30 protein-coding genes are annotated in these 22,149 nt (G+C 68.7%); 13 read left to right on the forward strand and 17 right to left on the reverse strand.

Going from position 1 to position 22,149, the window contains the following annotated elements; translation table 11 throughout:
• Positions 1 to 42: 42 nt before the first annotated feature.
• Positions 43 to 669 (forward strand): hypothetical protein, encoded by a 627-nt coding sequence (locus tag JKL49_RS02420; protein ID WP_215338105.1) that lies wholly within the window; start codon positions 43 to 45, stop codon positions 667 to 669.
• Positions 670 to 753: 84 nt separating this feature from the next.
• On the opposite strand, the gene JKL49_RS02425 is transcribed toward JKL49_RS02420, so the two are convergent.
• The 4 genes from JKL49_RS02425 to nepR are packed head-to-tail and all read right to left on the reverse strand — an operon-like array spanning position 754 to position 3,470.
• Positions 754 to 891, reverse strand: a complete 138-nt coding sequence (locus tag JKL49_RS02425; RefSeq protein WP_215338114.1) for an entericidin A/B family lipoprotein — start codon at positions 889 to 891, stop codon at positions 754 to 756.
• A gap of 48 nt (positions 892 to 939) precedes the next feature.
• The gene (gene phyK, locus JKL49_RS02430; RefSeq protein WP_215338115.1) at positions 940 to 2,664 is read right to left on the reverse strand and encodes a sensor histidine kinase PhyK; all 1,725 of its coding nucleotides are present in this window, start codon (positions 2,662 to 2,664) and stop codon (positions 940 to 942) included.
• 15 nt (positions 2,665 to 2,679) lie between these two features.
• Positions 2,680 to 3,282, reverse strand: coding sequence for a sigma-70 family RNA polymerase sigma factor (locus JKL49_RS02435; protein ID WP_215338116.1), 603 nt, complete (start codon positions 3,280 to 3,282; stop codon positions 2,680 to 2,682).
• Entirely contained in the window at positions 3,282 to 3,470 is a 189-nt protein-coding gene (nepR, locus tag JKL49_RS02440; RefSeq protein ID WP_215342651.1) for an anti-sigma T factor NepR, read from the reverse strand. Before nepR ends, JKL49_RS02435 begins: the two co-directional genes overlap by 1 nt.
• Before the next feature lie 323 nt (positions 3,471 to 3,793).
• Here nepR and phyR point away from each other — a divergent pair, with 323 nt between their 5' ends.
• Complete coding sequence (gene phyR, locus JKL49_RS02445; protein WP_215338117.1) at positions 3,794 to 4,588, forward strand: anti-anti sigma factor/receiver protein PhyR; 795 nt, start codon at positions 3,794 to 3,796, stop codon at positions 4,586 to 4,588.
• Positions 4,589 to 4,687: 99 nt separating this feature from the next.
• A complete protein-coding gene (locus JKL49_RS02450; protein ID WP_215338118.1) occupies positions 4,688 to 4,861 on the forward strand; it encodes a DUF1328 domain-containing protein in 174 nt (57 codons plus the stop codon).
• A gap of 67 nt (positions 4,862 to 4,928) precedes the next feature.
• On the opposite strand, the gene JKL49_RS02455 is transcribed toward JKL49_RS02450, so the two are convergent.
• Together JKL49_RS02455 and JKL49_RS02460 are read right to left on the reverse strand one after the other, a co-directional pair.
• The gene (locus JKL49_RS02455; RefSeq protein WP_215338119.1) at positions 4,929 to 5,195 is read right to left on the reverse strand and encodes a hypothetical protein; all 267 of its coding nucleotides are present in this window, start codon (positions 5,193 to 5,195) and stop codon (positions 4,929 to 4,931) included.
• Between the two features lie 17 nt (positions 5,196 to 5,212).
• Positions 5,213 to 5,419 (reverse strand): hypothetical protein, encoded by a 207-nt coding sequence (locus JKL49_RS02460; protein WP_215338120.1) that lies wholly within the window; start codon positions 5,417 to 5,419, stop codon positions 5,213 to 5,215.
• Positions 5,420 to 5,567: 148 nt separating this feature from the next.
• On the opposite strand from JKL49_RS02460, the gene JKL49_RS02465 reads away from it, so the two are divergent.
• Positions 5,568 to 5,897: a PRC-barrel domain-containing protein gene (locus JKL49_RS02465; protein WP_215338121.1), complete on the forward strand. Its 330-nt coding sequence runs from the start codon at positions 5,568 to 5,570 to the stop codon at positions 5,895 to 5,897.
• A gap of 199 nt (positions 5,898 to 6,096) precedes the next feature.
• Here the strand turns inward: JKL49_RS02465 and JKL49_RS02470 are convergent, their stop codons facing one another.
• Entirely contained in the window at positions 6,097 to 6,555 is a 459-nt protein-coding gene (locus JKL49_RS02470) for an OmpA family protein (RefSeq protein ID WP_215338122.1), read from the reverse strand.
• 153 nt (positions 6,556 to 6,708) lie between these two features.
• Here JKL49_RS02470 and JKL49_RS02475 point away from each other — a divergent pair, with 153 nt between their 5' ends.
• From JKL49_RS02475 to JKL49_RS02485, 3 genes are read left to right on the forward strand one after another with little or no spacing between them, the layout of a single operon-like run.
• Positions 6,709 to 7,026, forward strand: a complete 318-nt coding sequence (locus JKL49_RS02475; RefSeq protein WP_215338123.1) for a hypothetical protein — start codon at positions 6,709 to 6,711, stop codon at positions 7,024 to 7,026.
• 8 nt (positions 7,027 to 7,034) lie between these two features.
• Complete coding sequence (locus JKL49_RS02480; protein WP_347340346.1) at positions 7,035 to 7,955, forward strand: diacylglycerol/lipid kinase family protein; 921 nt, start codon at positions 7,035 to 7,037, stop codon at positions 7,953 to 7,955.
• Positions 7,955 to 8,731 (forward strand): metallophosphoesterase family protein, encoded by a 777-nt coding sequence (locus tag JKL49_RS02485; protein WP_215338124.1) that lies wholly within the window; start codon positions 7,955 to 7,957, stop codon positions 8,729 to 8,731. The genes JKL49_RS02480 and JKL49_RS02485 overlap by 1 nt, the downstream gene beginning before the upstream one ends.
• A gap of 213 nt (positions 8,732 to 8,944) precedes the next feature.
• Here JKL49_RS02485 and JKL49_RS02490 read toward each other — a convergent pair whose 3' ends face one another.
• The 4 genes from JKL49_RS02490 to JKL49_RS02505 all read right to left on the reverse strand — a co-directional run bounded on the left by JKL49_RS02490 (position 8,945) and on the right by JKL49_RS02505 (position 10,615).
• Positions 8,945 to 9,115, reverse strand: a complete 171-nt coding sequence (locus JKL49_RS02490) for a DUF1328 domain-containing protein (protein ID WP_215338125.1) — start codon at positions 9,113 to 9,115, stop codon at positions 8,945 to 8,947.
• A gap of 27 nt (positions 9,116 to 9,142) precedes the next feature.
• Positions 9,143 to 9,820, reverse strand: a complete 678-nt coding sequence (locus tag JKL49_RS02495) for a superoxide dismutase (RefSeq protein WP_215338126.1) — start codon at positions 9,818 to 9,820, stop codon at positions 9,143 to 9,145.
• A 73-nt stretch (positions 9,821 to 9,893) separates the two neighbouring features.
• Positions 9,894 to 10,295, reverse strand: a complete 402-nt coding sequence (locus tag JKL49_RS02500) for a hypothetical protein (protein WP_215338127.1) — start codon at positions 10,293 to 10,295, stop codon at positions 9,894 to 9,896.
• Positions 10,292 to 10,615, reverse strand: coding sequence for a glycine zipper domain-containing protein (locus tag JKL49_RS02505; protein ID WP_215338128.1), 324 nt, complete (start codon positions 10,613 to 10,615; stop codon positions 10,292 to 10,294). The genes JKL49_RS02500 and JKL49_RS02505 overlap by 4 nt, the downstream gene beginning before the upstream one ends.
• A gap of 199 nt (positions 10,616 to 10,814) precedes the next feature.
• Between JKL49_RS02505 and JKL49_RS02510 the strand changes: the two genes are divergently transcribed.
• The gene (locus JKL49_RS02510) at positions 10,815 to 12,230 is read left to right on the forward strand and encodes an HWE histidine kinase domain-containing protein (protein ID WP_249778010.1); all 1,416 of its coding nucleotides are present in this window, start codon (positions 10,815 to 10,817) and stop codon (positions 12,228 to 12,230) included.
• Here the strand turns inward: JKL49_RS02510 and JKL49_RS02515 are convergent.
• Together JKL49_RS02515 and JKL49_RS02520 are read right to left on the reverse strand one after the other, a co-directional pair.
• Positions 12,227 to 13,033: an alpha/beta fold hydrolase gene (locus tag JKL49_RS02515; RefSeq protein ID WP_215338130.1), complete on the reverse strand. Its 807-nt coding sequence runs from the start codon at positions 13,031 to 13,033 to the stop codon at positions 12,227 to 12,229. The two genes, JKL49_RS02510 and JKL49_RS02515, sit on opposite strands and share 4 nt — an antisense overlap.
• Entirely contained in the window at positions 13,033 to 13,494 is a 462-nt protein-coding gene (locus JKL49_RS02520; RefSeq protein ID WP_215338131.1) for a MarR family winged helix-turn-helix transcriptional regulator, read from the reverse strand. Before JKL49_RS02520 ends, JKL49_RS02515 begins: the two co-directional genes overlap by 1 nt.
• A gap of 105 nt (positions 13,495 to 13,599) precedes the next feature.
• Here JKL49_RS02520 and JKL49_RS02525 point away from each other — a divergent pair, with 105 nt between their 5' ends.
• Both JKL49_RS02525 and JKL49_RS02530 read left to right on the forward strand, forming a co-directional pair.
• Positions 13,600 to 14,571 (forward strand): aldo/keto reductase, encoded by a 972-nt coding sequence (locus tag JKL49_RS02525; RefSeq protein WP_215338133.1) that lies wholly within the window; start codon positions 13,600 to 13,602, stop codon positions 14,569 to 14,571.
• Positions 14,568 to 15,398 (forward strand): SDR family oxidoreductase, encoded by an 831-nt coding sequence (locus JKL49_RS02530; protein ID WP_215338135.1) that lies wholly within the window; start codon positions 14,568 to 14,570, stop codon positions 15,396 to 15,398. Before JKL49_RS02525 ends, JKL49_RS02530 begins: the two co-directional genes overlap by 4 nt.
• 59 nt (positions 15,399 to 15,457) lie before the next feature.
• Here JKL49_RS02530 and JKL49_RS02535 read toward each other — a convergent pair whose 3' ends face one another.
• Complete coding sequence (locus tag JKL49_RS02535) at positions 15,458 to 15,883, reverse strand: PaaI family thioesterase (protein ID WP_215338137.1); 426 nt, start codon at positions 15,881 to 15,883, stop codon at positions 15,458 to 15,460.
• 85 nt (positions 15,884 to 15,968) lie between these two features.
• Between JKL49_RS02535 and JKL49_RS02540 the strand changes: the two genes are divergently transcribed.
• Complete coding sequence (locus JKL49_RS02540) at positions 15,969 to 16,520, forward strand: TetR/AcrR family transcriptional regulator (RefSeq protein ID WP_215338139.1); 552 nt, start codon at positions 15,969 to 15,971, stop codon at positions 16,518 to 16,520.
• A gap of 12 nt (positions 16,521 to 16,532) precedes the next feature.
• Here the strand turns inward: JKL49_RS02540 and JKL49_RS02545 are convergent, their stop codons facing one another.
• Together JKL49_RS02545 and JKL49_RS02550 are read right to left on the reverse strand one after the other, a co-directional pair.
• Positions 16,533 to 17,006: a cupin domain-containing protein gene (locus JKL49_RS02545; RefSeq protein ID WP_215338141.1), complete on the reverse strand. Its 474-nt coding sequence runs from the start codon at positions 17,004 to 17,006 to the stop codon at positions 16,533 to 16,535.
• Positions 17,007 to 17,029: 23 nt separating this feature from the next.
• Complete coding sequence (locus JKL49_RS02550; protein WP_215338143.1) at positions 17,030 to 18,238, reverse strand: CaiB/BaiF CoA transferase family protein; 1,209 nt, start codon at positions 18,236 to 18,238, stop codon at positions 17,030 to 17,032.
• Between the two features lie 142 nt (positions 18,239 to 18,380).
• Between JKL49_RS02550 and JKL49_RS02555 the strand changes: the two genes are divergently transcribed.
• Both JKL49_RS02555 and maiA read left to right on the forward strand, forming a co-directional pair.
• Entirely contained in the window at positions 18,381 to 19,061 is a 681-nt protein-coding gene (locus tag JKL49_RS02555; protein ID WP_215338144.1) for a fumarylacetoacetate hydrolase family protein, read from the forward strand.
• Position 19,062: 1 nt separating this feature from the next.
• Positions 19,063 to 19,707, forward strand: coding sequence for a maleylacetoacetate isomerase (gene maiA, locus JKL49_RS02560; RefSeq protein WP_215338145.1), 645 nt, complete (start codon positions 19,063 to 19,065; stop codon positions 19,705 to 19,707).
• Between the two features lie 156 nt (positions 19,708 to 19,863).
• Here the strand turns inward: maiA and pbpC are convergent, their stop codons facing one another.
• Complete coding sequence (gene pbpC / locus JKL49_RS02565) at positions 19,864 to 21,873, reverse strand: penicillin-binding protein 1C (protein ID WP_215338146.1); 2,010 nt, start codon at positions 21,871 to 21,873, stop codon at positions 19,864 to 19,866.
• Positions 21,874 to 22,149: the final 276 nt, after the last annotated feature.

Here is a 22,149-nt window from a genome sequence, read left to right on the forward strand (position 1 = left end):
CCACACCACCTAGGATCAACCCGATCACCCGGGGGATTTCTGATGTCCAAGCGCCTGCTGTCCGCCACCGCCGCCGTTCTGGCCGCCGCCCTGGCGTTGGCCAGTTGCAACAAGCCCAGCCAGGAGGCCAGCGCGCCGGTGTCGCCGGGCCTGCCGACCGCGCCGATCCCGCCGCCCGGGCCTGCGCCGGCGGCCACCCCCGTGGCGCACCTCACCGGCTTCTTCCACGAGCCCGGCCTGAACCTGTTCGGCTATTACTTCGCCAAGGCGCCGGTCCAGTTCGGCAATTTCAAGCTCCGCGAGCTGCACCTGGGCACGGCCGAGGAGTTCGCCAGCTACGAGAAGGGCCAGCGTATTTCGCCCAACTACGCGCCGGTGATGCTGGAGTTCGACGACGTCACCAGCCCGCAGCGGGAAAATGAGCTCGGCCAGCCCTATCACGAGGTCAGCCGCCGGGTTCTGCCCAAGGCCTACAAGGTTACCTCCGAACAGGTGAGTTTCTACGGCCAGGACGACGTGCTGGGCGAGGTCAGCTTCGAGGGCCAGCTGGACGCCAAGGCCCTGGAACGGGTGCGGGGCGGGGCGGCGGAGGAGCCGGTGCTGACCGGGGTGCTGAGCGCCATGGGCCAGAAGCTCAACCGCGCCTTCGTCTGGTTCGGCGGCGACTGAGGTTAGAGCGCGTCTAGGCCACGGAAAACCCCGCCGCGGAGACCGCGACGGGGTTTCGAGACCCTTGGTAGTGGGTCTGAAAGCTTAGTGCTTGGCGTCTTCGGCGGTGGAGGTCACGGCCGAACCGGCGGCCGAAACGTCACGGCCGGCGCCCGACAGGGTGTTGCAGGCGGAAATGGCGAAGGTGGCGGCCACGATGGCCAGCAGAGCGATCTTACGCATTGGGTCTAGTCTCCCCGGGGGATTGTTGAACTTGCGGGAGACGAACGGTCAGGCTGCCGCCTGGTTCCCTGATTGTGGCTCAGGCTTCACTGTATTTTCCACGCCGGGGGTCGGGAACATCAGACGGACGGTCACGCCACCGGCTTCGTTGCGCACCAGCTCGGTCCTGCCGCGCAGCTGACGGGCGAAGGCGGTCATCAGGGTGCGGCCCACGCCCGAGGCGGTGGCGACATCATGGGTGGAGGTTCCGTCGTCGCTGATGTCGAGTTCGGCCTCGTCGCCCCGCACCTTGAAGGTGACGATGAGCGTCCCGCCGCGGCCGGCGAAGGCGTGCTTCTGGGCGTTGGTGATGGCTTCCACGGCGAACAGGGCGAGCGGCGCCAGGCGGTCGGGGTCGATCACCAGGGCGTCGACGTGCATCTCGGTCTTCACCGGGGCGCCGTGCAGGGCGTCGGCGGCCACCAGCTGGGCGGTGAGCTCCTCCAGGAAGGGGCGCAGGTCGACCTTCTTCAGGTCGGGCCCCTGGTAGAGGGCGCGGTAGATCAGGGCCAGGGCCGTGATCCGCTGGCGCGTGTCGGACATGGCGGCCCGGGCGGCGGGGTCGGTCAGCGCCCGTTGCTGCATGTTCAGAAGGGAGGAGATGACCTGCAGGTTGTTCTTCACCCGGTGATGAATCTCGCGCATCAGCGCGTCCTTCTGGGCCAGGTTGTCACGCAGGGTGGCGTCGCGTCCGACGATGGCGTCGGCCATCTGCTCCAGGGTCTCAGCCAGGTCGCGGATTTCCGGCGGCGCCTGCTCGGCCTGGATCGGGCGAACGGTCAGCCGTCCCCGCGCGTAGAGGGCGGCGATCCGCTGCAGATAGGCGATCCAGCGGATCACCACCCGGTCAGTCACCACCAGCACCGCCAGCAGGGCCAGCACGAAGGAAAGGACCGGCAACAGCAGGCCGGTGAGCGGATTAAGCCGCGCCCAGGAGAACAGGCCCTGCGACTTGGCCGACAGGATCACATAGAGATCGTCGCCCACCAGGGGGGCGGCCGAATAGACCCGGCGGTCGCCGCGCCGATCCTTGGCGTACCAGACCACCGAGCCCTTGGCGTTGGCCTTGGCGCGCCAGGCGGGCGGCAGGTCGGGGAAGGCCTGGCCATCGGTGAAGTTCATGTAGCGGCCCTGCTTGTCGGCCAGCGCCACCTCCGCCTCATCGGGCAGGGAGCGGTCGGCCAGACGCGGCGCGAGACTTTGCAGGGAGATCACCGCCACCAGGGCGCCGTCGAAGCCGACCCGGGGATCGGTGGCGCGAACCGCCGCCAGCAAGACAGGCTCCTTGGCGTAGAGCGCGCCGGGATCGCGGGTGACCACCAGGTTGTCGCCGGTCTGCAGTTGCTGGAACCAGGGCCGCTCGCCGCGGACCATATCGATCGGCACGTCGTGGGCGGCGCAGGCCACGCGGCCGCGGCGGTCGAAGCGGATCAGGTTCGAATAGCCGGGAATGCGCCGGGTCACCTCGGCCAGGCGCTGGGCGCACTGGAAGCCGACGGAGGCTGGCGTCAGGGTTTCCAGCAGGATGTCGGCCGCCTCCATGCGGGCGCGCGCCGTGGCGGCGCTGCGCTCAGCCGAGGCGGCGAGGTTCTGGCGCACGATCTCGCCCTCGCGATGAAAGGCCATGGAGGACTGGATGGCGCCAAGGATCAGCACCGGCAACAGGGCGGCGGCGAGCGCGGCGGCGAGGCGCACCCGGATCGTCGATAATGAGCCCCAGGGGGATGTGATCATAGACTTGCCCGTCGCCTACCGGGCGCTTGAGAGCCGCTCCGCATCCGCGAGAATGGAGCGCATGGCGTCGCCGGCGGCTCCACCATCGCGCTCATAGGCGCCGTCGTCGAGGATCGCGTGCAGGGCGCGCCTTGCGCGGCTGACCCGGCTCTTCACGGTGCCGACCGCGCAGTTGCAAATTTCGGCGGCCTCCTCGTAGGCGAAGCCCCCCGCGCCCACCAGCACCAGGGCTTCGCGTTGCTCGGCGGGCAGCATGGCCAGGGACAGGCGCAGTTCGTCCAGGGCGACGGGCGCCTCGGGATCGTCCACCGCCACCAGGGTGCGCTCGGCCGCCTCCTGGTCGAGTTGAATCTGGCGCCAGGACCGACGCTTCTCGGAATAGAACTGGTTGCGCAGGATCATGAAGGTCCAAGCCTTCATGTTGGTGCCCATCTGGAAGCTCTTGCGGGCGTCCCAGGCCTTCATCATGGCGTCCTGCGCCAGATCGTCGGCGCCGGCCGGTTCGCCGGCCAGGGTGCGGGCGAAGGCGCGCAGGTGCGGGATCAGCTTGACCAGCTCACGCTTGAACGCCTCGTCCTCCGCGGGTGAGCGGTCGGCGTTCTTATCGTCCCCCGACATCAGCCGTTCTCCGAGGAACGCTTGTCAGCCTTGCGAAGGATATCGAGGAATTCGTCCGGGACGGGTTCGTTGACCACTTCGTCGAACATCTGGCGCAAACGCGCGCCGATCGCCTGTTGGCGGAGCCTGGCCTCGTCGAGGGCCATGGAGACTTTCCGCCGGTCCTCATTGGGTGTGTGTTCAATCATGTCCTCGGCGCTCCGCTTGCGCGGGGCTTGCCCCCTCGATTGGTCATCGTCGCCCGTCAACGCCCTGCTCCGGTTCCGGTTCCCATGATCTACCCCAGAACCTTTTAGGATCAGATGAAATCTGATCGGTTCGAAAAGGTCCTACTTCCTAGTTAGAGCGCGACGGACGGGTTAACCGGCCTCCAACCAACCCTGACGCGCTCTAGGATGAACAAAACGCACGCCCGCGGGAACCGGTTCCCCACAGCGACGTTTCCGGCGCTATGGTAAGCGCTGTCGGGGAGCCGAGGCGTTCGCGTGTTTCTTACGGGGAGGGTATCACCTTGAGTCTGCTAGCCCGACTGGCGCCGCATCTTCCTTATGTGCGCCGATACGCCCGCGCCCTCACCGGCGATCAGACGACCGGGGACCACTATGTCCGCGTCGCGCTGGAGGCCCTGGCGGCCGGGGAGCGCACTCTGGAGGCGAACCTGACGCCTCGCGTGGCGCTCTACAATGTCTTCCACACCATCTGGCTCAGCACGGGCGCCAAGCTTGAGCCTCGCGACGGCGGCGTCACCGGCGACGACGCCAGCGGCCGCCTGATGCGAATCGCGCCGCGCTCGCGGCAGGCCTTCCTGCTCACCGCCCTGGAGGGCTTCACCCCCTCCGAGGCCGCCCAGATCCTGGGCGCCGACTTCTCCGAGGTGGAGGGCCTGATCAGCCAAGCCCAGCAGGAAATCGACGCCGAACTGGCCACCGATGTCTTGATCATCGAGGATGAACCGGTGATCGCCGCCGACATCGAAGCCCTGGTCACCGAACTGGGTCACACGGTGGTCGACATCGCCGCCACCCGCACCGAGGCGGTGGACGCGGTGAACCGCAAGGTGCCGGGCCTGGTTTTGGCCGATATCCAGCTGGCCGACGGCTCGTCGGGCATCGACGCGGTGAAGGACATCCTGGCCCGCTACGACGTGCCGGTGATCTTCATCACCGCCTTCCCTGAGCGTCTGCTGACCGGTGAGCGTCCGGAACCCACCTTCCTGATCACCAAGCCCTTCCAGCCGGAGACGGTGAAGGCGGCGATCGGCCAGGCGCTGTTCTTCCATCCCCGGAACGCCAAGCAAGCCGCCTAGATATTCGAGCCGACAGCTTGAGCGGAACGCCGGCCTCGCGCCGGCGTTTTCGTTTTCAGGCGTCCGCATCGGGGGCGCATCGTTTCCGGAGTTGATCGCATGCTGGGTTGGGCCTTGACCTTCGCCGTTCTCGCCATCGTGGCGGGCCTCCTGGGCTTCGTGAGCCTGGCGGGTCTGGCCGCCACCGTGGCCAAGGTGCTGTTCGTCGTCTTCCTGGTGCTGCTGGTGGCGAGCTTCGTCATCCGCGCGGTGCGGGGACAGTCGGTTCTCTAGCCGGGCCGGCATCCAGATATGAAAACGGCCGCCCGATGGGGCGGCCGTTTTGCATTGGAGAGGCGATCTATCGCGGGGCGTCAGGCGTCTTCTGTAGAGTGTTCTCGGCCGGGGCGCCGGCGCTGAAGGCCTGGGCGTCGGCGGGCTGCTTGCCGTTGTTCACCTCGGTGGAGGCCAGGTTGTCGGCCTGCCAGGTCCAGGCGCCGAACAGGGCCATGGCGGCGAGCGCCGTGGAGACCAGCAGCACCCAGAAGACGTGACGCCCGAAGCGTCCCTGACGGGCGCGGGTGGCGTTGAGGACGGTATGGTCGGGATTACGATAGAGGACGGCCATCAGGTCGGCTCCTTTTACTAGTTCGGGAAATAGCTGAACGGACCGGGGGGAACCGGCCGGCTGGCGTCTTGGGCGGTGCTGAGCTGACCGATCAGGCCGCCGGCGAAGGCGATGCCGAGGATTACGGCGACGGCGGCCGAGCGGCGGCGCGCCTGGCGCTGGCGCTGGCTTGGCGCGGTGAAGAGGACAACCCCGCCATGGGGCGCTTCAAATCCACGGATCATCTGGGGGGTCCCCGAAATCTGACGCGGACCGGACGCCCGCATCTGGTCAACGCCACAGTCGTGCTGCTGTTCCCGCTCATCGACGGTTCAGGTGGTTTGGCTCAGGATGGTCGCAATGAGGTCACGGCCTCCCCATCTGTTGAGCATCATGATCAAGCCCAGACATATCCTCGTCGCCGGTCTCGCCGCCGGTGTGATGTTGGCCTTCGCCAACCTGGCCTCCGCCCAAGGGGCTTCAGGCCTGGAGGGCCGCGAAGTGCGCGCCGCCGACGGCGCGGTGCTGGGGACGATCGCCAAGGTGATCACCGGCCCCGACGGCCGGCCCCTGCAGGTGCTGGTCCAGCCCAAGGGCGCGCGGGCCGCGGGTCCCCGCAGCCTGCCCTATAAGGCCTTGAGCCCCGAGGGCGACCGCTTCGTGATCCCGCTCAGCAAGGCGGAGTTCGACTCGATGCCCGCGGTCGATCTGGCGGCGAAATAACTTTCGAAAAACTCGCGCGGAACGGGAACCAAGGATTCGCCAGTGAGTTTGATATTTGCGAAGGCGGCGACGCCCCCCCGACTTGAGACCGGCGCACACGCCGGTCTGCCGCCTTCGCACCCCATTCTCGATGTGCACACCTTCAAGGCGGCTCCCCCCAGAGCCGCCCTTCTTTTTGCGCGCTATCCGGTAGTCGCCCCTATTTCCGGGGCGATGAGAGCTTGAGGGTGACATCGGCGCGGCGGCGCAGGGGTCGGTTGTCGCCCGAGGCCGTCACCGAGCCCGACTGGCCTGCTGCGGTCAGGTCGACTTCGCCGGCGGGCAGGCCGGTGGCGCGGAGAGCCTTGGTCACCGAGGCGGCGCGCTGCTTGGAGAGTTCCAAGTTAGCGGCCGGCGCGCCGGCGGCGTCGGCCAGTCCCAGGACCAGCACCTTGTCCACCTGGCAGCCCTTGGCCTGGTCGGCCGCGGCGCGAAGGACAGCGCGGCCCTCCTTGGTGACGGCGGCAGAGTCCGGCTCGAAATAGATATCGACGGTCACGTCGGCGCAGGGAGCCTCGCGCTTGACGATACGGTCGCGGGGGCTGGTCATCGTCGTGCAGCCTGCTCCCAGGATCGCCACCACCAGAACCGCCGCGCCAAGTCCATGAACCGTCGTCATGAGCACACCCTTGAGGAACAAGCCGCCACCATAGCCCAGCGCCGTGGCATAGCCATCCACAGCAGCAACGCACGGCGACGCTTGCCGGTTCTCCGGAACTCCTAACAGCCTCCACCGTTTCGAGAGTCCCATCCGCGACCGGAGACCACGACCATGCTGTGGAAACGCCGCAACGCCATCTCGACTGACACCATGGCCCACGAACAACACGAGGTTCGCGACGCCTATGAGCGCGGCCGCCGCGACGAGCGCCGCGCCCGCAAGCGTCACCCGATCATGATGAGCCTGACCTTCGCCGCCGCCCTGGTGGGCGGGGTGGTGCTGGTGCTGGCCGCCAAGGAAGGGTCCTTCGCCCGTAGCGGCGGGATCGTCGATCATAGCCTGGCTGCCGCCACCAACCGCGCCGAGCCGGTGGTGATGGACGCCGCCCGTGACCTGAAGGCCAAGACCTTCAAAGAAACCGAGAGCTGAGGACCGTCGTGGGGGGCAAGATTCGAAGCATCGAACTGATCGCCAACACCGCCTCGGGCAGTGTCAGCGCGGGCGCGCCTGACGAAGCGCGCGCCATCCTGGCCGAGTTCGGCGGCAAGACGAATGTCTGCGTGCCTGAGAATGGCGACCTCTCGGGCTGCCTGCAGGCCGCTATCGACCGCTCGCCGGACCTGCTGGTGATCCTGGCCGGCGACGGCACGGCCCGCGCCGCGGCTGAGCTGTGCGGCATGAAGGGCCCGATGATCGCGCCACTGCCGGGGGGCACCATGAACATGCTGCCCAAGGCGGTTTATGGGACCACCGATTGGAAACAGGCGCTGCGCGACACCCTGGAACACGGCGAGGAACGCCCCCTGGGCGGCGGTCTGGTGGACGGACGGCTGTTCCTGGTGGCCGCCATCCTGGGTTCCGGCGCCCTGCTGGCGCCCGCCCGCGAGGCGGTGCGCGAGGGCCGGCCGCTGATCGCCTTCCACCGGGCGCGCCGCGCCTGGCGCCGCGCCTTCTCGGGCCGGCTGCGCTATAGCCTCGATGGCGGGCCGCGCGGCAAGGCCGAGGCCATGACCTTCATGTGCCCTATCGCCTCGCGCGCCCTCGATGACGACGACCAGTTCCTGGAGGCCGCGGCCCTGGACCCCGCAGGGGTGGCCGAGGCCCTGCGCATCGGCCTGCACAGCGTGATAGGCGATTGGCGCAACGATCCCGCGGTCCAGGCCATCGCCTGCCGCCAGGCGCGGGTCTGGGCCTCCGACGGAATTCCAGCGGTGCTGGACGGCGAGCCTGCGCGGCTGAAGGCCAATGTTCAGGTGACCTGGAAAAACAAGGTGACCCGCATCCTGGCGCCGCCGAAGGCCGCCAAGCCCGACACCCCCGAGACGTCGGTCGAGAAGACGCTGAAGGTCAGGGCCTGATGCGGATCGCCCACCTCTCCGACATCCACTTCGGCGGGGAGAACGCCGAGGCTGTGGCCGCGGCGACGCAATGCCTGGCCGCCGACCATCTGGATCTGGTGGTGGTCTCCGGCGACCTGACCCGGTTCGGAGAGAAGGGTGAGTTCGCCTCTGCTGCGGCCTGGTTGAAGCAGCTGCCCGAACCCCGGCTGGTGACGCCGGGCAATCACGACGCGCCGTATCTCGCCTGGCACGATCGCCTGTTCACCCCTTTCGCCCGCTATGAGCGGGCCATCGGCCGCGCCCGCTTCCAGACGCACCTCTCGCCCGGTCTGGCGGTCTATGGCGTCAACACCGCGCGCGGCGTGCAGCCCCGGGCCAACTGGTCCAAGGGCCAGATCTCCGAGCATCAGGTGGAGGAGGCCCTGGCCTGGTTCGCCGCGGCGCCGGCCGAGGCCCTGAAGATCGTGGTCTGCCACCACCCGCTCACCGAGATGCTGGGCGGCCCCATGACCGGCAAGGTCTGGCGCGGGGAGGCCGCCGCCAAGGCCTTCGCCGAGGCCGGCGTCGACCTGGTGCTGACCGGCCATATCCACGCCCCCTTCACCTGGCCCTACGGCTATGGCGACGGAAAAACCTATGCGGCCGGCGCCGGCACGCTCTCCATTCGCGAGCGCGGCGTTCCGCCGGGTTTCAATATCATCGAGACCGACGCCGCCGAGATGCGGGTCACGGCGCTGGCCTGGACCGGATCGAAGTTCGAGTCAGAGCGCGTCTGGTCGCTGAGTCGGCGCTAAGCCTTCCCATTCCACACAGTAAAACGCGCCCCCGACCGAGTCAGAGGCGCGTTTGTCATGTTCGTTCCGTAAGCGTAGCTAGAGCATGATCGTTTTAGACGGAACCGCGTAGCGGTCCCGGCTGAAGCGTGAATCATGCTCTCGCTTATATCTGGAGCCTGATTCACCGCATCGGCAGAATCGCGAAGCGATTCCACCTCAACGGATCAGGCTCTAGACGCTTCGCCCGCGGACGAGGTGCATGACGAGGCTGACCACGAACAGCACCAGGAAGACGAAGAACAGAATCTTGGCGACACCCATCGCGGCGCCCGCGATGGAGGTGAAACCGAGGAGGCCGGCGATCAAGGCGACCACCAGGAAGGTCAGGGCCCAGCTCAGCATGGGGGAAGCTCCGGTTGGTTGGCGTACCTAGTTCGAACGTGCGTCAAGCGCAGCCGTTCCCGCCGGTGAATCGACCGGCGCCGGGTGGGCCCAGGCCTTCTCCTCGCCGCGCGCGGCGGCGTACTGGCTCTCGGCGAAGCTCCAGTTGGGCAGGGCGTCGAACCAGGCGGCCAGGAAGCCTTCGCGGTCATTTTTGTGGTCCAGATAGTAGGCGTGTTCCCACAGGTCGCAGACCAGCAGGGGCGTCATGCCCCGGTGGATCAGCAGATCCTCGGCGTCATGGGTGGCCAGCACCTTCAGGGAGTCACCCTCCGCCGCCAGCCAGACCCAGCCGGAGCCGAAGTGCTCATTGCCGGTCTTGACGAAGGCCGCCTTCAGGGCGTCGACGCCGCCAAAGTCGCGGGCCACGGCCTGGATGAGGGCGCCCTCCAGCTTCTGCTTGCGGGCGCTCATGGCGGCCCAGAAGAAGGTGTGGTTCCAGGCCTGGGCGGCGTTGTTGAAGAGCTTTGTCGCCGAGTCGTCGCCGAAGGCGTCGCGGACCACCGCTTCCAGGCACTCGGGCGTGGTCCCGGCCTCGACCAACAGCGCGTTGAGCGTGGTGATGTACTTCTGGTGATGCTTTTCGTGATGCAGATGCATCGTGGCGCGCGAGATCACCGGCTCAAGGGCGGCGTGGTCGTAGGGCAGGGGCGGCAGTTCGAACATGGCGGGGTTCCGGATTTTGGAGGGCGCGATGCGCCCGTCCCTTCCGAAACCCCTCAACCCCGTGTCGGGTTCGCTACTTTTTCTTGGGCGTGCTCGACGGACGCGTCGCCATGGCCGTCGCCAACAGTGTGGCGACGATCTTGGGGTTCTTCAGGGCCACCGCGGCGCCAGCGATGATGGCGCTGGCCGCAACGATGGGCTTGTCCTTTGCAAGATCGATCAGCCGCGTGAGCACGTCGCGCTCCTGCGGCTGTTTGCCGAACTTGGGCGGGTTGACCTTGATCAGCAGGACCAGGGCGCACAGGACCATCAGCCCCGCGGCCGCGCCGGCCACCGAGGCGGCGGCCCAGGCGGGCCCCACCAGCGGCAGGACAGCGGCGTAGAGCGCGAACGCCAGGGCTACGACGACAACGACCGCCGCCGCGGCGAGCGCGGAAACGGCCGAGACGTAGAGAAGCGCTTTCTTGAAGATCAACGGTTACGGCCGCTGGCGAGCAGCAGACCCACCAGCAGGCCGACGCCGAGTGCGGTGCCGGCGGCCATCAGCGGCTTTTCGCGGACCCGCTCGACGACATAGCGCTGGGCTTCGTCCAGATGCTCGCCAGCGTTGTCGGCATAGGTGCGGCTCTGGGCGCGGACCTGTTCCATCCCCTCGGCGACGACCTTCTCGAAGCGCTTGGCGGCTTCGGCGAAGCTGCGTTCGGCCTGGCTGGCCAGCTGGGTTGCGGCCTCGGCCACGGAGTTGGCGGCGGCCTTGGCTTCCTCGGCGGTGCGTTCGACGGCGTTCGCGGGCATTGAAGAATCTCCAGAAAATTAGGACTGACCCCGCAAAGCCTTGCGGACATGGGGAAGCAGAGCCTCAACGCCGACCATCTTAGGCCGGTTCCAGCCTTCGCGCAAAGCGGCTCCGCTTGATCGAGTTGTGTCGCAAAAGCGGAGGCTCAACCCATGGTTCCTGTCGCGTCGGGGCAAACACCGATCTATGATCCCACCCATGAGCGAAAAGGCCAACGGCCTGAACCTGGACCGCAAGCGCCTCGATCTCGCGCTGCAGGCTGCGCGTCTGGGTGAGTTCGAGTGGGACATGGTTCGCGGCGTCTTTGTCGTCAGCGACCGTATGGCGGCGATCACCGGCCTGCCCGCCGGCGAAACCCCGGTCCGCGACGCTGAGGAAATCCAGCAGCTCGTCCATCCCGACGACCGCGACGCCCTGAGCGAGAAAATCCAGCAGGGGCTGCGCACGGAGGGCCGCTACGAGGCCGAGTATCGCCTGCGTCCGGGGCCGAACGGAGAAATCACCTGGCTGCGGGCCGCCGGCATCCAGGTGCTGAACGCCAAGGGCGAGGTGACCTCGATCTGCGGGGTCGTCCAGAACATCACCGACCGCCGTGTCGAGGAGGACCAGCGCCGGACCCTGATGGCCGAGGTGGACCACCGGGTGAAGAACGTGCTCGCCGCGGTCCAGTCGCTCGCCTACCAGACCGCCAAGCGCACAACCTCGCTCGAAAGCTTCCTGTCCAATTTCTCGGGTAGGTTGAAATCCATGGGGTCGGCCAACGAGCTGCTGACCGCCGCCCGTTGGCGGGGTGCGGGGATCGCCCACCTGGCCGCCGCCGAGCTCGGCGGCATCGCGCCCGGCCAGACCCGCTGGGAGGGACCTGAGCTGTTCCTGACGCCGCGGGCCGCCAACGCCCTGTCCCTGGCCCTGCACGAACTGGCCACCAATGCGGTGAAGTTCGGGGCGCTCTCCACCGACACCGGCCGGGTCGACGTGCGCTGGACCCGGTTGCGAGGTGGCGGATTCGAACTGATCTGGAACGAGAGCGGCGGACCGCCGGTGAGCGTTCCCGGGCACAAGGGCTTCGGGTCCACCCTGCTGTCCCAGGTGACGGGGCGCGAGCTGAACGGCGAGGTGGTCCCTGAATTCCGCGCCTCAGGTGTCAGAGTCAGGGTCACGGCCGGCGCCCAGACCCTGGTGGACCGCCCCGACAACGTCCCCGACGCCCCGGCGGTGCGGGTGTTTGAGACCACGCCGGCCACCAACCGTCCCACTGACCTGCGCGGCTCCCGGGTGCTGATCGTCGAGGACGCGGTGTTGCTGGCCCTGGAGTTGGAGACCGGCCTTTCCGACGCCGGCGCCGAGGTGGTGGGACCGGCCTATGAGCTGGCCGAGGCCATGGCCCTGCTGGACGGCCATATCGACGCTGCGGTGCTGGACGCCAACCTCAACGGCCTGTCGGTGCATCCGGTGGCCGAGGCCCTGGCGGCGCGCGGCATTCCCTTCGTCTTCGCCACCGGCTACGGCGACACCGGCGGTGCGCCCCTGGGCTTCGACGCCCCAATCATTCGCAAGCCCTACGACGTCACCCAGGTGGCCGCGGCGGTGTCAGCCTTGCTCCACGCGGCCTAAACCTCTTCGCCGTTCAGGAACTTGATCATGGTCGCCGTCGCCGTGCGGTCCTGGATCATGAACAGGTGGCCGCCCTCGAAGAAGCGCAGGGTCGAGCCCTTGATGCGGCTGGCCAGGTTCTCCTGCGCCTGCGGCAGGGCGATGCCGTCATAGCGGCCGGCGGCGATCAGGGTCGGCGCCTCGATCTGCTTCAGGCGGTCCCAGGTGTCGTGGTGGGCGCGGGCCTCCAGCTGCCGCCGGGCGCCCATCTCGTGGCCGGGTTCGTCGGCATAGGGATCGGCCGAGCTCATCGCGATGATCTGCTTGTAGGTGTCGGGATTGGCCGTCGCCCAGGCGTCATCTCGGCGGGTGTCGGAAATCGGCGTCAGATGCTTGGCGCGGGCCTCGCCCTGCAGGTGGCCGATCTCGTGGAAGGCGAAGGAGGCCCCGCCCGCGCCGCCCGGCGAGGTGCAGGCCAGGACCAGGCGGTCGACCCGGTGCGGGTGCCGCAACACCAGCTCCTGGGCCACCATGCCGCCGAAGGAGACGCCGATCACGTGGGCCTTCTCGATCCCCAGCTCGCCCATCAGGGCGGAGGCGTCGTCGGCATAATCGGCCATGGTGTAGGCGGTGTCGGGTTTGGCCGACCGGCCCAGGCCCCGCTGGTCGTAGGAGACCATGTCGAAGGCTTTCGGGAACGGCCCGTCGAACTGGTTGGGCTTGTTGCGCAGGTCGCCGCCGGTGCCCGAGATGAACAGCAGGGGCGGGCCCGAGCCCGCCTGTTCGTAGTAGAGGTTGATTCCATTGGCCTTCGCGGTGGGCATCAGCTCTTTCCCTGGCTGACGGCGCTGACCAGACGGATCAGGTCGGCGCGGTCCTGCGGCGACAGGCGCGCCAGCATGTTGCGTGAATTGTTCAACTGGGCAGCCCGTAATCGCAGCATCAGGTCCAGACCCTCTGCGGTGAGTTCGACGCGCATCACCCGACGGTCACTGGTGCGACGGCGCCGGGCCACCAGGTCACGGCTCTCCAGCCGGTCCAGCGCCGAGGAAATGGTGGAGTCCGGCGCACTCAATGCCTGGGCCAGACCGCGGACCGTCCAGTCGCCCGCCTCCCCCAGCACCGAGAGCAGGCCGACATCATTGGCGTGCAGATCGCCATAGGCGCTGCCCGCCAACAGTCCGGGCTCCAGCTTGAACTGGCGCATTAGGGCCGCAATGGCGTCGGTCAGGGCCTTGGCTTGCCCATCGTCCTGGGTCACGGCTGCCGGAAGGTCGCGAGTCATCGGCCCAGCCTAATCTGCGAACAGGTCGAGGGGAAACCGCTTCACCTTGACATAAGCTCCGAAAGCCGGATATTCCGATAATCGGAATAATACGGAGGGGGCGCGTTGAAAAGCCAATCGCTGGGAAGCCTGGGGTCGGTCAGTCGCCTGACCCTGGGCGGAGGGGGTATCGGCCAGGTCTGGGGCGAGACCAGTCGCGGTGAGGCCGCCGCCACACTGAGGGCGGCCGTCGACGGCGGCATCGACCTGATCGACACCGCACCGATGTATCTCAACTGCGAACAGATCATCGGCGAGACCTTCCAGGGGGCGCTCCCCGCCCATGTGAGGGTCACCTCCAAGTGCGACCTTGGATCGCCGCCGGCCGCCGAGGTTGCAGCGCGGCTTGAAGCCTCCCTCACCACCAGCCTGGCGGCTATGCGCCTGGAGCGTGCCGACGTCTTCTTCCTGCATTCCAGCATCGCCCCGGACGACTATGCCTATGCCCACGGCGACGCGCGGCGGGCAGCCTTCTCCACCACCTGGTCGCTCTATGTCGATGAGGTGGTTCCGGCATTTGAGCGTCTGGTCGCCCAGGGACGCATCGGGGCCTGGGGCATCACCGGGATCGGTGTCCCTAAGTCGGTGCTGGCCGCCATAGACCACAGTCCGACACCTGCGGTGGTCCAGGTGATCACCAATCTGATGGACTCGGCCGGCGGCATCCGCCGCTTCGCGGAACCTGCAGAGCCCCGCACGGTCCTGGCGGCGGCCAACGCCCGTGGTCTCGGGGTCATGGGAATCCGCGCGGTCCAGGCCGGCGCCTTGACGGCTCAGATGGATCGAGAATTGTCGCCCAACCATCCAGATGCCCGGGACTATCAGCGCGCTGAGCCCTACCGGGTCCTCTGCGCGTCCTGGGGGGCCGACCCAGCGGTCGTCGCCCATCGCTACGCGCTGGGCATGGCCGGCGTCGACACCCTGGTGCTGGGGGTCAAGAACCGGGCGGAACTGACGGCCGCCCTTGCGGCGGAGGCTGCCGGCCCATTGAGTGAGGCCGAAGTCACACAGATTGATCAACTGGGGTTGCGAGCATGAGAAGCGTCGTCGTCACAGGTGTTTCCACCGGCATCGGCTGGGGCGTCACCAAGGTGCTCATTCAACGGGGTGTTCGGGTATTCGGCAGCGTCCGCAAGGCCGCGGACGCCGACCGCCTGAAACAGGAGTTCGGCGACCGCTTCACACCCCTGATCTTCGACGTCACCGACGAGGCCGCCGTGCACGCCGCCGCCGAGCAGGTGCGGGTCGCCCTGGACGGCGAACCGCTGATGGGTCTGGTCAACAATGCCGGCGTGGCCGTGGCCGGCCCCTTGCTGCATCTGCCCATCGCCGACTTCCGTCAGCAGATCGAGGTCAACCTCACGGGGGTTGTGGCCACCACCCAGGCCTTCGCACCCTTGCTGAAGGGCGAACCGGCGGGCCGGATCGTCAATATCAGCTCGGTGGGGGGCAAGAACGGCTCCCCCTTCATGGCCCCCTACAACGCCTCGAAGTTCGCCCTGGAGGGCCTGTCGGAATCCCTGCGCCGCGAGCTGATGCTGTTCGGCGTCGACGTGATCGTGGTGGCGCCGGGCGCGGTGGCCACGCCGATCTGGGGCAAGGCGCGCCCTGAGGATATCGAGCCCTATCGCGACACCCCCTTCTATCCGGCCCTGCAGAAGGTCCACGCCTTCATGACCGCCGGCGGGGCCGCCGGCCTGGCGCCCGAGGTGATCGGCGAGGCGGTGGCCAAGGCCCTGACCACCGCCAAGCCCAAGGTCCGCTACACCGTGGCCCCCAATCCAGTGATGACCTTCATGATGGCCAACCTGCCCCGGCGGATGGTGGACAACATGGTCGGCAAGCGTCTGGGCCTCACCTCCTAGCGCTTTCAGGCGAAGTGGTCGCCGGTTCGCCGTCCGAAAGCGCGCCAAGCAAAAGAGCCCTAGCGCTTGGGCAGCAGGATCTGCTGGGCGGCGGCCCGCGCGATCAGCTCGCCGTCCTCACGGCGGAAGTCGGCCTCCACGGTGATCAGCTGCCGGGTCGAGGCGGTGACCCGGCCCTCGATCACCAGGGGATGGGCGCGGCCGACACGGACGAAGGACATCTGCAGATTGATGGTCCGGAAGTGGTTCTCGTCGGGGACCACGGTCATGGCGGCGAAGGTCAGGATCTGGTCGGCGAGCGCCGCCAGGTAGCCGCCGAACATCGACCCGTCGCCGTTGAGGATCTCCAGCGAGGGCGTCCAGGTCTTGCGCACCCAGCCCGGTCCCCAGTCCTCCAGGGTGCCCATCTTCAGGGTCGCCACCACCGGCGGGACCTCCATGTTCCCCGCCTTCAACGCGTCCAGCCGTTCGATCGCCCAGGTCATCTCGTACACCTCCACTGTTGAGGCGCCGACAATCCGAGCTAAGCTCAGGTTCGGCTACTCGCCTTCGCAGGAGACCCTCACGCCCATGGCGCAATCCCAACGCCGGCAACCGAGACAGGCCCGCGCGGTGGCGACCCAGGCGGCGATCTTCGAGGCCACGGCTCAGATTCTGGAGGGGCAGGGGGAGGGCGCGCTCACCACCAACGCCATCGCCGAGCGGGCGGGGATCAGCATCGGCACCCTCTATCAGTACCACGCCGACAAGCGCTCGATCCTGGTGGCCATGGCGCTCGCCGAAAACGCCAAGGTGCGTGAGGCCCTGATCGCCGCGGCGGGGCCGGAGGGGGTTTCCTCGGCGCGCCTGGCGATCCGCGTCCAGATCGCCATCCTGGCTGATCGCCCGGCGACGCGGCGGGCCTGCCTCAAAGCGATCCTGGCCACCGAGCTCATCCCCGCCGAGGAGAAGACCACCAACCGGCTGATCGAACGCCATCCCGGCGACCGCCTGGACCGCTTCGTGATCAGCCGCGCGGTCATCGGGGTGATCCGCGCCGCGGTGCTGGAGGGCTCGCCGGTGCTCACCGACCCTGGGCTGGAGGACGCCCTGGTGAAACTGGTGGAGAGCTACTCGGCCTAGGTCGGCGCCGGCTCAGCCGGGGGCCTTATGGATCGGGTCGATCCAGGCCACGCCCTGCGGCGTCTCCACCGGCTCGATGTCCAGGTTCACCACCACGGCGTCGCTGTCGCTGCGCACCAGCAGGCACTCCAGGGTCTCGTCGGCCGAGGCGTTGATCTCCTGGTGCGGCACATAGGGCGGCACATAGATGAAGTCGCCGGGGCCGGCCTCTGCGGTGAATTCCAGCTTCTCGCCCCAGCGCATCCGGGCCCGGCCCTTCAGCACATAGATGACGCTCTCCAGCGGCCCGTGGTGATGGGCGCCGGTCTTGGCGTCGGCATGGATGTGAACGGTCCCTGCCCAGAGTTTCTGGGCTCCGACGCGGGCGAAGTTGATCGCGGCGGCCCGGTCCATCCCCGGAGTCTGCGGGGTGTTGGTGTCGAGCTGATCGCCAAGGACGACGCGGACCCCGGTATGCTTCCAGGCGTCCTCGGGAATGTCGGACATCGGCTTGGTCTCCGGCTGAGGCCCTAGACTATGCCCTTGGACCGCAGCTCCGCCACCTTCTCAGCGCCCAGACCCCCCAATCCCGTCAACACCTCGTCGGTGTGCTGGCCGAGCGTGGGCCCCGGCCAGCGAACCTTGCCGGGGGTCTCCGACATCTTGGGGAAGGCGCCCTGCATCTTGATCTTGCCGAACACCGGGTGGTCGGTCTCCACGATGGTGTCGCGGGCCTTGTACTGCTCGTTCTCCAGCATGTCGGGGGCCCGGAAGACCCGGCCGCAGGGGATGCCGTCGGCCTCCAGCAGGGCCAGCAGGTCGGGCAGGGTGAAGCCTCGGGTCCAGTCGGCGATGAGGTCGTCCAGCTCGCCCTGGTTCACGCCGCGAGACGCGTGGTCGATGAACTTGGGGTCCTTGGCCAGGTCGGGACGTCCCATGGTCTCGGCGAGGCGGGCGAAGACCGTGTCGCCATTGCCGCCGATCAGGATCATCTCGCCTTCCGCGCAGGGATAGACGTTCGACGGCGCGATGCCGGGCAGAATCGAGCCTGAGCGTTCGCGGACATAGCCGGTGAGGTCGTACTCGGTGACCAGGTTCTCCATCACCGCCAGCACGCTCTCATAGAGGGCCACGTCCAGCATCTGGCCGCGGCCGGTGTTGGCGCGGTGGTGCAGGGCCATGGTGATGCCCATCACCGCATGCATGGCCGTCAGGCTGTCGCCAATGGAGATGCCGGCTCGGGCCGGGGGGCGGTCGGGCTCGCCGGTGACGTGGCGCAGGCCGCCCATGGCCTCGCCGATCAGGCCGTAGCCGGCGCGGCTGGCATAGGGGCCGGTCTGGCCGAAGCCCGACACGCGGGCCATGATCAGCCCGGGATTGATGGCCGACAGCGCCTCATAGCCCATGCCCCACTTCTCCATGGTGCCGGGCCGGAAGTTCTCGATCAGGATGTCGGCCTTGGCGATCAGGCCCCCGGCGATCTCGCGGCCCTGCGGCGTGCGCAGGTCCAGGGTGACCGACTGCTTGTTGCGCCCGATCACCGGCCACCAGGGCGACAGGCCCTGGGGCAGGCTGCGGCCCCATTGGCGCATCGGGTCGCCGGTCTTGGGATCCTCGATCTTGATCACCCGGGCGCCGAAGTCCCCCAGGATCTGGCCGGCGAAGGGCCCGGCGATCAGGGTGCCCATCTCGATGACCACGAGGTCCTTCAGCGGGCCTTCGGCGGCGGTTTGGGTCATTTGGGGTCTCCGGGCAGGTCGGCTTGGATGGCCGACCCGTTGGACCCGCCTGACCCCGCGTCTGTCAATCTCGCCGACCGGGCTCCCATCGCCCGCCCGCGCGGGGTTCCCTTCCTGCGGGTGGGGGCGTAAGGCGGCTCTCATGACCGAATACGTCCTTGCTCCCGCCGCCCAGGCCTGCGTTCCCGTCGAGGGCTCGAGCGCCCTCTTCCCCGTCCGCCGCATCTATTGCGTGGGCCGCAACTACGCCGCCCACCGCCGCGAGATGGGGGGCGACGACCGCGATCCCCCCTTCTTCTTCGCCAAGCCCGCCGACGCCATAGTCGTCCCCGGCGACGCCGTCCCCTATCCGCCGCGCACCGGCAACCTGCACCACGAGATCGAGCTGGTGGTGGCGCTGAAGGGCGGCGGCTCGAACGTCCCCGTCGAGAGCGCGCTCGACCTGGTCTACGGCTACGCCGTCGGCGTCGACCTCACCCGCCGGGACCTGCAGAACGCCGCCAAGGACAAGGGCCAGCCCTGGGAAGCCGGCAAGGCCTTCGACGCCTCGGCCCCGATCTCCGCCATCAAGCCCTGGACCGGCCCCGCGCCCCAGGGCCGTATCGCCATCTCGGTGAACGGGACGGTGAAACAGGAGGGCGTCGTGGCCGACATGATCTGGAACGTCGCCGAGATCATCAGCGAGGCCTCCAAGCTCTGGACCCTGGCCCCCGGCGACCTGATTTTCACCGGCACCCCTGAAGGCGTCGCGGCCATCGTGGCCGGCGACAAGATCGAGGGCGACGTCGAGGGCGTCGGCGCCCTCAGCTTCACGGTGGGCTGAGATGAGCCTGACCCTCTATTCCCAATGGCGGGCCACCGCCCCCTACCGGGTGCGCATCGGCCTGGCCCTGAAGGGCCTCGACTACGCCTATGAGCCGGTCGATCTGGTGGCCGGCGCCCAGCACAAGCCGGCCTATCGGGCGGTCAATATCCAGCGCCTGGTGCCGACCCTGGACCTGGGCGACGGGACCGACGTCCTGACCCAGAGCCTGGCGATCCTGGAATATCTCGACGAGATCCATCCCGAGCCGGCCCTGATGCCCAAGGACCCGATGGACCGCGCCCGGGTCCGCGCCATGGCCGGGATCATCGCCTGCGACATCCATCCCCTGAACAACATGCGGGTGCAGCGCGCTCTGGAGGCCATGGACGTCGCCGCCCCGCGCCGCGCCAAGTGGACCGAGCGCTGGATCGTCGACGGCTTCAACACGCTCGAACCGATGATCGCCAAGTATGGTCAGGGCTTCTGCTTCGGCGACACGCCCACCATCGCCGACTGCTGCCTGATCCCGCAGATCTATTCCGCCGCCCGCTACAAGGTGGAGCTGGACGCCTGGCCGGCCATCCAGGCCGTCGGTCAGCGCTCGAAGGAACACCCAGCCTTCATCGCCGCCCTCCCCGAGAACCAGCCGGACGCGGTTAGCTAATATGTTCGTCATCCCCGGGCTTGTCCCGGGGACCCATGATCTCCGCCTCGCCGTAGAGCGCGTGGCGGGCGTCGCGGCGACTTGCTGGAGCACCGAGATCATGGGTGGCCGGGACAAGCCCGGCCATGACGATCCTCGGGGTGGGAGTTGTGCGGGCTAGTTCCCCCTGACTCGCACCCTTGCCGTCACCTTCCTCCCCTCGGCGTCGATGACCATCAGGCGGTAGAACCCCGGGCCCTTGGGGCGCCAGACCACGCGGCCGGAGACGGGATCGCGGTCCAGGGGCTCGCCCTCGATGTACCAGGACAGGCCCTCGCCGCCGGCGGCCAGGACCAGGCCGCGAGACCTGGGTCCGAAGCTCTCCACCTGTACGGCCGACCCGTCCGGCGGGAAGATCAGGCGCGGACCTTCGGAGACGGTGTCCAGGCTCTGCAACGCCGTCGGCGCGGCCCTCGGGGCGATGGGGCGCGGGGCGGCGGCAGGCGCGTCCAGCAGGTCGGCGACGTCGAAGAGCAGGGGCAGCGCCGCGTCGCGCCCGGTCAGGCCGCCCCGCGCCCCGCCGTCGGCCCGGCCGGTCCAGACCAGGATCACGTACTTGCCCACCACGCCGGCCGCCACCGCGTCGCGGAAGCCGTAGGAGGTGCCGGTCTTGAAGGCCATCAGCGGCCGGCCCTTGGTCAGCACCGCCGGGCTTGAGCCGGCCGGCGGCGGGGTCTCGCGGAGGATGTCCAGCACCTGGCTGGCCGCCGCCGATCGCATCAGCCGGTCGCCGCCCTGGTGCGGGCGTTTCCTGGCCTCGGCCTCGGTCCAGGCGAGCGGCTTGGCCACGCCGCCGTCGCCCAGCGCCGCGTAGAGGGTCGCCAGGTCGCGCAGGCTGATCCCGACGCCGCCGAGGGCTATGGCCAGGCCCGGCGTGCGGAGCTGGCGGCGCGGGCGCACCAGGGTCACGTCCACCGCCGCCAGCCGGGCCTCGAAGGAGGACGGGCCCACCTTCTCCAGAAGTTCGACGGCCGGCACGTTCAGGGAGTGGGACAAGGCCTCGCGGGCGGTCACCTTGCCGTGGAACACCCGGTCGAAGTTCTCCGGCTGGTAGTCGGCGAAGCGGCGCGGCGCGTCGTTGATCTCGGTGTCGGGCGCGGCGATGCCGTCGTCGAAGGCGAAGCCGTAGATGAAAGGCTTCAGCGACGAACCCGGCGAGCGGATGGCCCGCGTCATGTCGATCCAGCCGCCGGGGCGGTCCAGGCCGCCCGAGCCGACGGCGGCGCGCACGGCGCGGCTCTTGATCTCCACCACCAGGATGGCGGCGGTGTCCTCCGGCCCCTGGGCGCGTGACACGGCGGCGGCGAGCGGCTCCAGCCGCGACTGCAGGCCGGCGTCGATCGTGGAGACCACCGAGGCCTGGGAGGCGGGCGCGGCGCGCGCCAGCTGTCCCGCCACATGCCAGGCCATGGCGGGGAAGGGCGCGCGGCCGGGCAGGGGCTCGCCGTCGGCCTCGCTGGCCTCCACCTCGGTCATGCGGCGGGCGCGGACCATCTTGTCCAGCACCTCGCGTCGGGCGGCGCGGGCCGCGTCGGGGCGGCGGTCGGGGCGGCGGGCCTCCGGCGACTGCGGCAGGGCGATCAGCAGGGCCTGCTCGCTGTCGGTCAGGGTCTCCGGTTCATGGCCGAGATAGGAGAGGCTGGCGGCCCGCACGCCTTCGAGATTACCGCCGTAGGGCGCCAGGGTGAGGTAGAGGGCCAGGATTTCACGCTTGGAATAGCGGGCCTCGATCTGCACGGCCCGGATCATCTCGATCAGCTTGGCGCCGAGCGTCCGGGGCCGGGGCTCCAGCAGGCGTACCGTCTGCATGGTCAGGGTCGAGGCGCCGGAGGTGGCGCGGCCATGGGCGACCGCCGACCCCGTCGCCCGGATCACCGCGATGGGGTCGACGCCAGGGTGCAGCCAGAAGCGGGCGTCCTCCACGGCCACCAGCCGTTTTTGAAAGGTCTTGTCCGTGCGCTGGAGGTCCGCCCGGATCCGCCACCGCCCGTCCTCCACCGGCAGCGCCCGCAGCCAGGCGCCGCGCCGGTCCAGGGCCACTGGCGAGGACCGCTTGGCGCGGGAAAGGTCCGGCGGCAGCAGGGCGTCCAGGGCGACGACCCCCGTCTCCACGGCGAGCAGGGCCATGAGCGCCAGGGTGAGGCGGCGAATCTTCCCCTTCTCCCCTTGCGGGAGAAGGTGGCCCTGCGAAGCAGGGTCGGATGAGGGGTCGCTCAGACCTTTCCGTCGAACCCTCGCCAACAGCGCGTCGAGGGCGGCGCGACCCCTCACCGGACCGTCCTCCGGACGGCCACCGCCGAGGGCGAGCCGGGCCACCTAAGCCCGACTATGCGGTTCGCCAACGATTTGGCGAACCGCCGCCCTCGGCCCCGCAAGGGGAGAGGGCTTACGCTACTGATCGAA

This window comes from Phenylobacterium glaciei, from assembly GCF_016772415.1.
Classification (GTDB): Bacteria; Pseudomonadota; Alphaproteobacteria; order Caulobacterales; family Caulobacteraceae; genus Phenylobacterium; species Phenylobacterium glaciei.

What these genes read in the sequence shown, in the direction of transcription:
- JKL49_RS02420 (WP_215338105.1), top strand. Translation starts at nt 43, where the DNA reads ATGTCCAAGCGCCTGCTGTCCGCCACCGCCGCCGTTCTGGCCGCCGCC.
- JKL49_RS02425 (WP_215338114.1), bottom strand. Translation starts at nt 891, where the DNA reads ATGCGTAAGATCGCTCTGCTGGCCATCGTGGCCGCCACCTTCGCCATT.
- phyK (WP_215338115.1), bottom strand. Translation starts at nt 2,664, where the DNA reads ATGATCACATCCCCCTGGGGCTCATTATCGACGATCCGGGTGCGCCTC.
- JKL49_RS02435 (WP_215338116.1), bottom strand. Translation starts at nt 3,282, where the DNA reads ATGTCGGGGGACGATAAGAACGCCGACCGCTCACCCGCGGAGGACGAG.
- nepR (WP_215342651.1), bottom strand. Translation starts at nt 3,470, where the DNA reads ATGATTGAACACACACCCAATGAGGACCGGCGGAAAGTCTCCATGGCC.
- JKL49_RS02450 (WP_215338118.1), top strand. Translation starts at nt 4,688, where the DNA reads ATGCTGGGTTGGGCCTTGACCTTCGCCGTTCTCGCCATCGTGGCGGGC.
- JKL49_RS02455 (WP_215338119.1), bottom strand. Translation starts at nt 5,195, where the DNA reads ATGGCCGTCCTCTATCGTAATCCCGACCATACCGTCCTCAACGCCACC.
- JKL49_RS02460 (WP_215338120.1), bottom strand. Translation starts at nt 5,419, where the DNA reads ATGATCCGTGGATTTGAAGCGCCCCATGGCGGGGTTGTCCTCTTCACC.
- JKL49_RS02465 (WP_215338121.1), top strand. Translation starts at nt 5,568, where the DNA reads ATGATCAAGCCCAGACATATCCTCGTCGCCGGTCTCGCCGCCGGTGTG.
- JKL49_RS02470 (WP_215338122.1), bottom strand. Translation starts at nt 6,555, where the DNA reads ATGACGACGGTTCATGGACTTGGCGCGGCGGTTCTGGTGGTGGCGATC.
- JKL49_RS02475 (WP_215338123.1), top strand. Translation starts at nt 6,709, where the DNA reads ATGCTGTGGAAACGCCGCAACGCCATCTCGACTGACACCATGGCCCAC.
- JKL49_RS02485 (WP_215338124.1), top strand. Translation starts at nt 7,955, where the DNA reads ATGCGGATCGCCCACCTCTCCGACATCCACTTCGGCGGGGAGAACGCC.
- JKL49_RS02490 (WP_215338125.1), bottom strand. Translation starts at nt 9,115, where the DNA reads ATGCTGAGCTGGGCCCTGACCTTCCTGGTGGTCGCCTTGATCGCCGGC.
- JKL49_RS02495 (WP_215338126.1), bottom strand. Translation starts at nt 9,820, where the DNA reads ATGTTCGAACTGCCGCCCCTGCCCTACGACCACGCCGCCCTTGAGCCG.
- JKL49_RS02505 (WP_215338128.1), bottom strand. Translation starts at nt 10,615, where the DNA reads ATGCCCGCGAACGCCGTCGAACGCACCGCCGAGGAAGCCAAGGCCGCC.
- JKL49_RS02510 (WP_249778010.1), top strand. Translation starts at nt 10,815, where the DNA reads ATGAGCGAAAAGGCCAACGGCCTGAACCTGGACCGCAAGCGCCTCGAT.
- JKL49_RS02515 (WP_215338130.1), bottom strand. Translation starts at nt 13,033, where the DNA reads ATGCCCACCGCGAAGGCCAATGGAATCAACCTCTACTACGAACAGGCG.
- JKL49_RS02520 (WP_215338131.1), bottom strand. Translation starts at nt 13,494, where the DNA reads ATGACTCGCGACCTTCCGGCAGCCGTGACCCAGGACGATGGGCAAGCC.
- JKL49_RS02530 (WP_215338135.1), top strand. Translation starts at nt 14,568, where the DNA reads ATGAGAAGCGTCGTCGTCACAGGTGTTTCCACCGGCATCGGCTGGGGC.
- JKL49_RS02535 (WP_215338137.1), bottom strand. Translation starts at nt 15,883, where the DNA reads ATGACCTGGGCGATCGAACGGCTGGACGCGTTGAAGGCGGGGAACATG.
- JKL49_RS02540 (WP_215338139.1), top strand. Translation starts at nt 15,969, where the DNA reads ATGGCGCAATCCCAACGCCGGCAACCGAGACAGGCCCGCGCGGTGGCG.
- JKL49_RS02545 (WP_215338141.1), bottom strand. Translation starts at nt 17,006, where the DNA reads ATGTCCGACATTCCCGAGGACGCCTGGAAGCATACCGGGGTCCGCGTC.
- JKL49_RS02550 (WP_215338143.1), bottom strand. Translation starts at nt 18,238, where the DNA reads ATGACCCAAACCGCCGCCGAAGGCCCGCTGAAGGACCTCGTGGTCATC.
- JKL49_RS02555 (WP_215338144.1), top strand. Translation starts at nt 18,381, where the DNA reads ATGACCGAATACGTCCTTGCTCCCGCCGCCCAGGCCTGCGTTCCCGTC.
- maiA (WP_215338145.1), top strand. Translation starts at nt 19,063, where the DNA reads ATGAGCCTGACCCTCTATTCCCAATGGCGGGCCACCGCCCCCTACCGG.
- pbpC (WP_215338146.1), bottom strand. Translation starts at nt 21,873, where the DNA reads ATGGCCCTGCTCGCCGTGGAGACGGGGGTCGTCGCCCTGGACGCCCTG.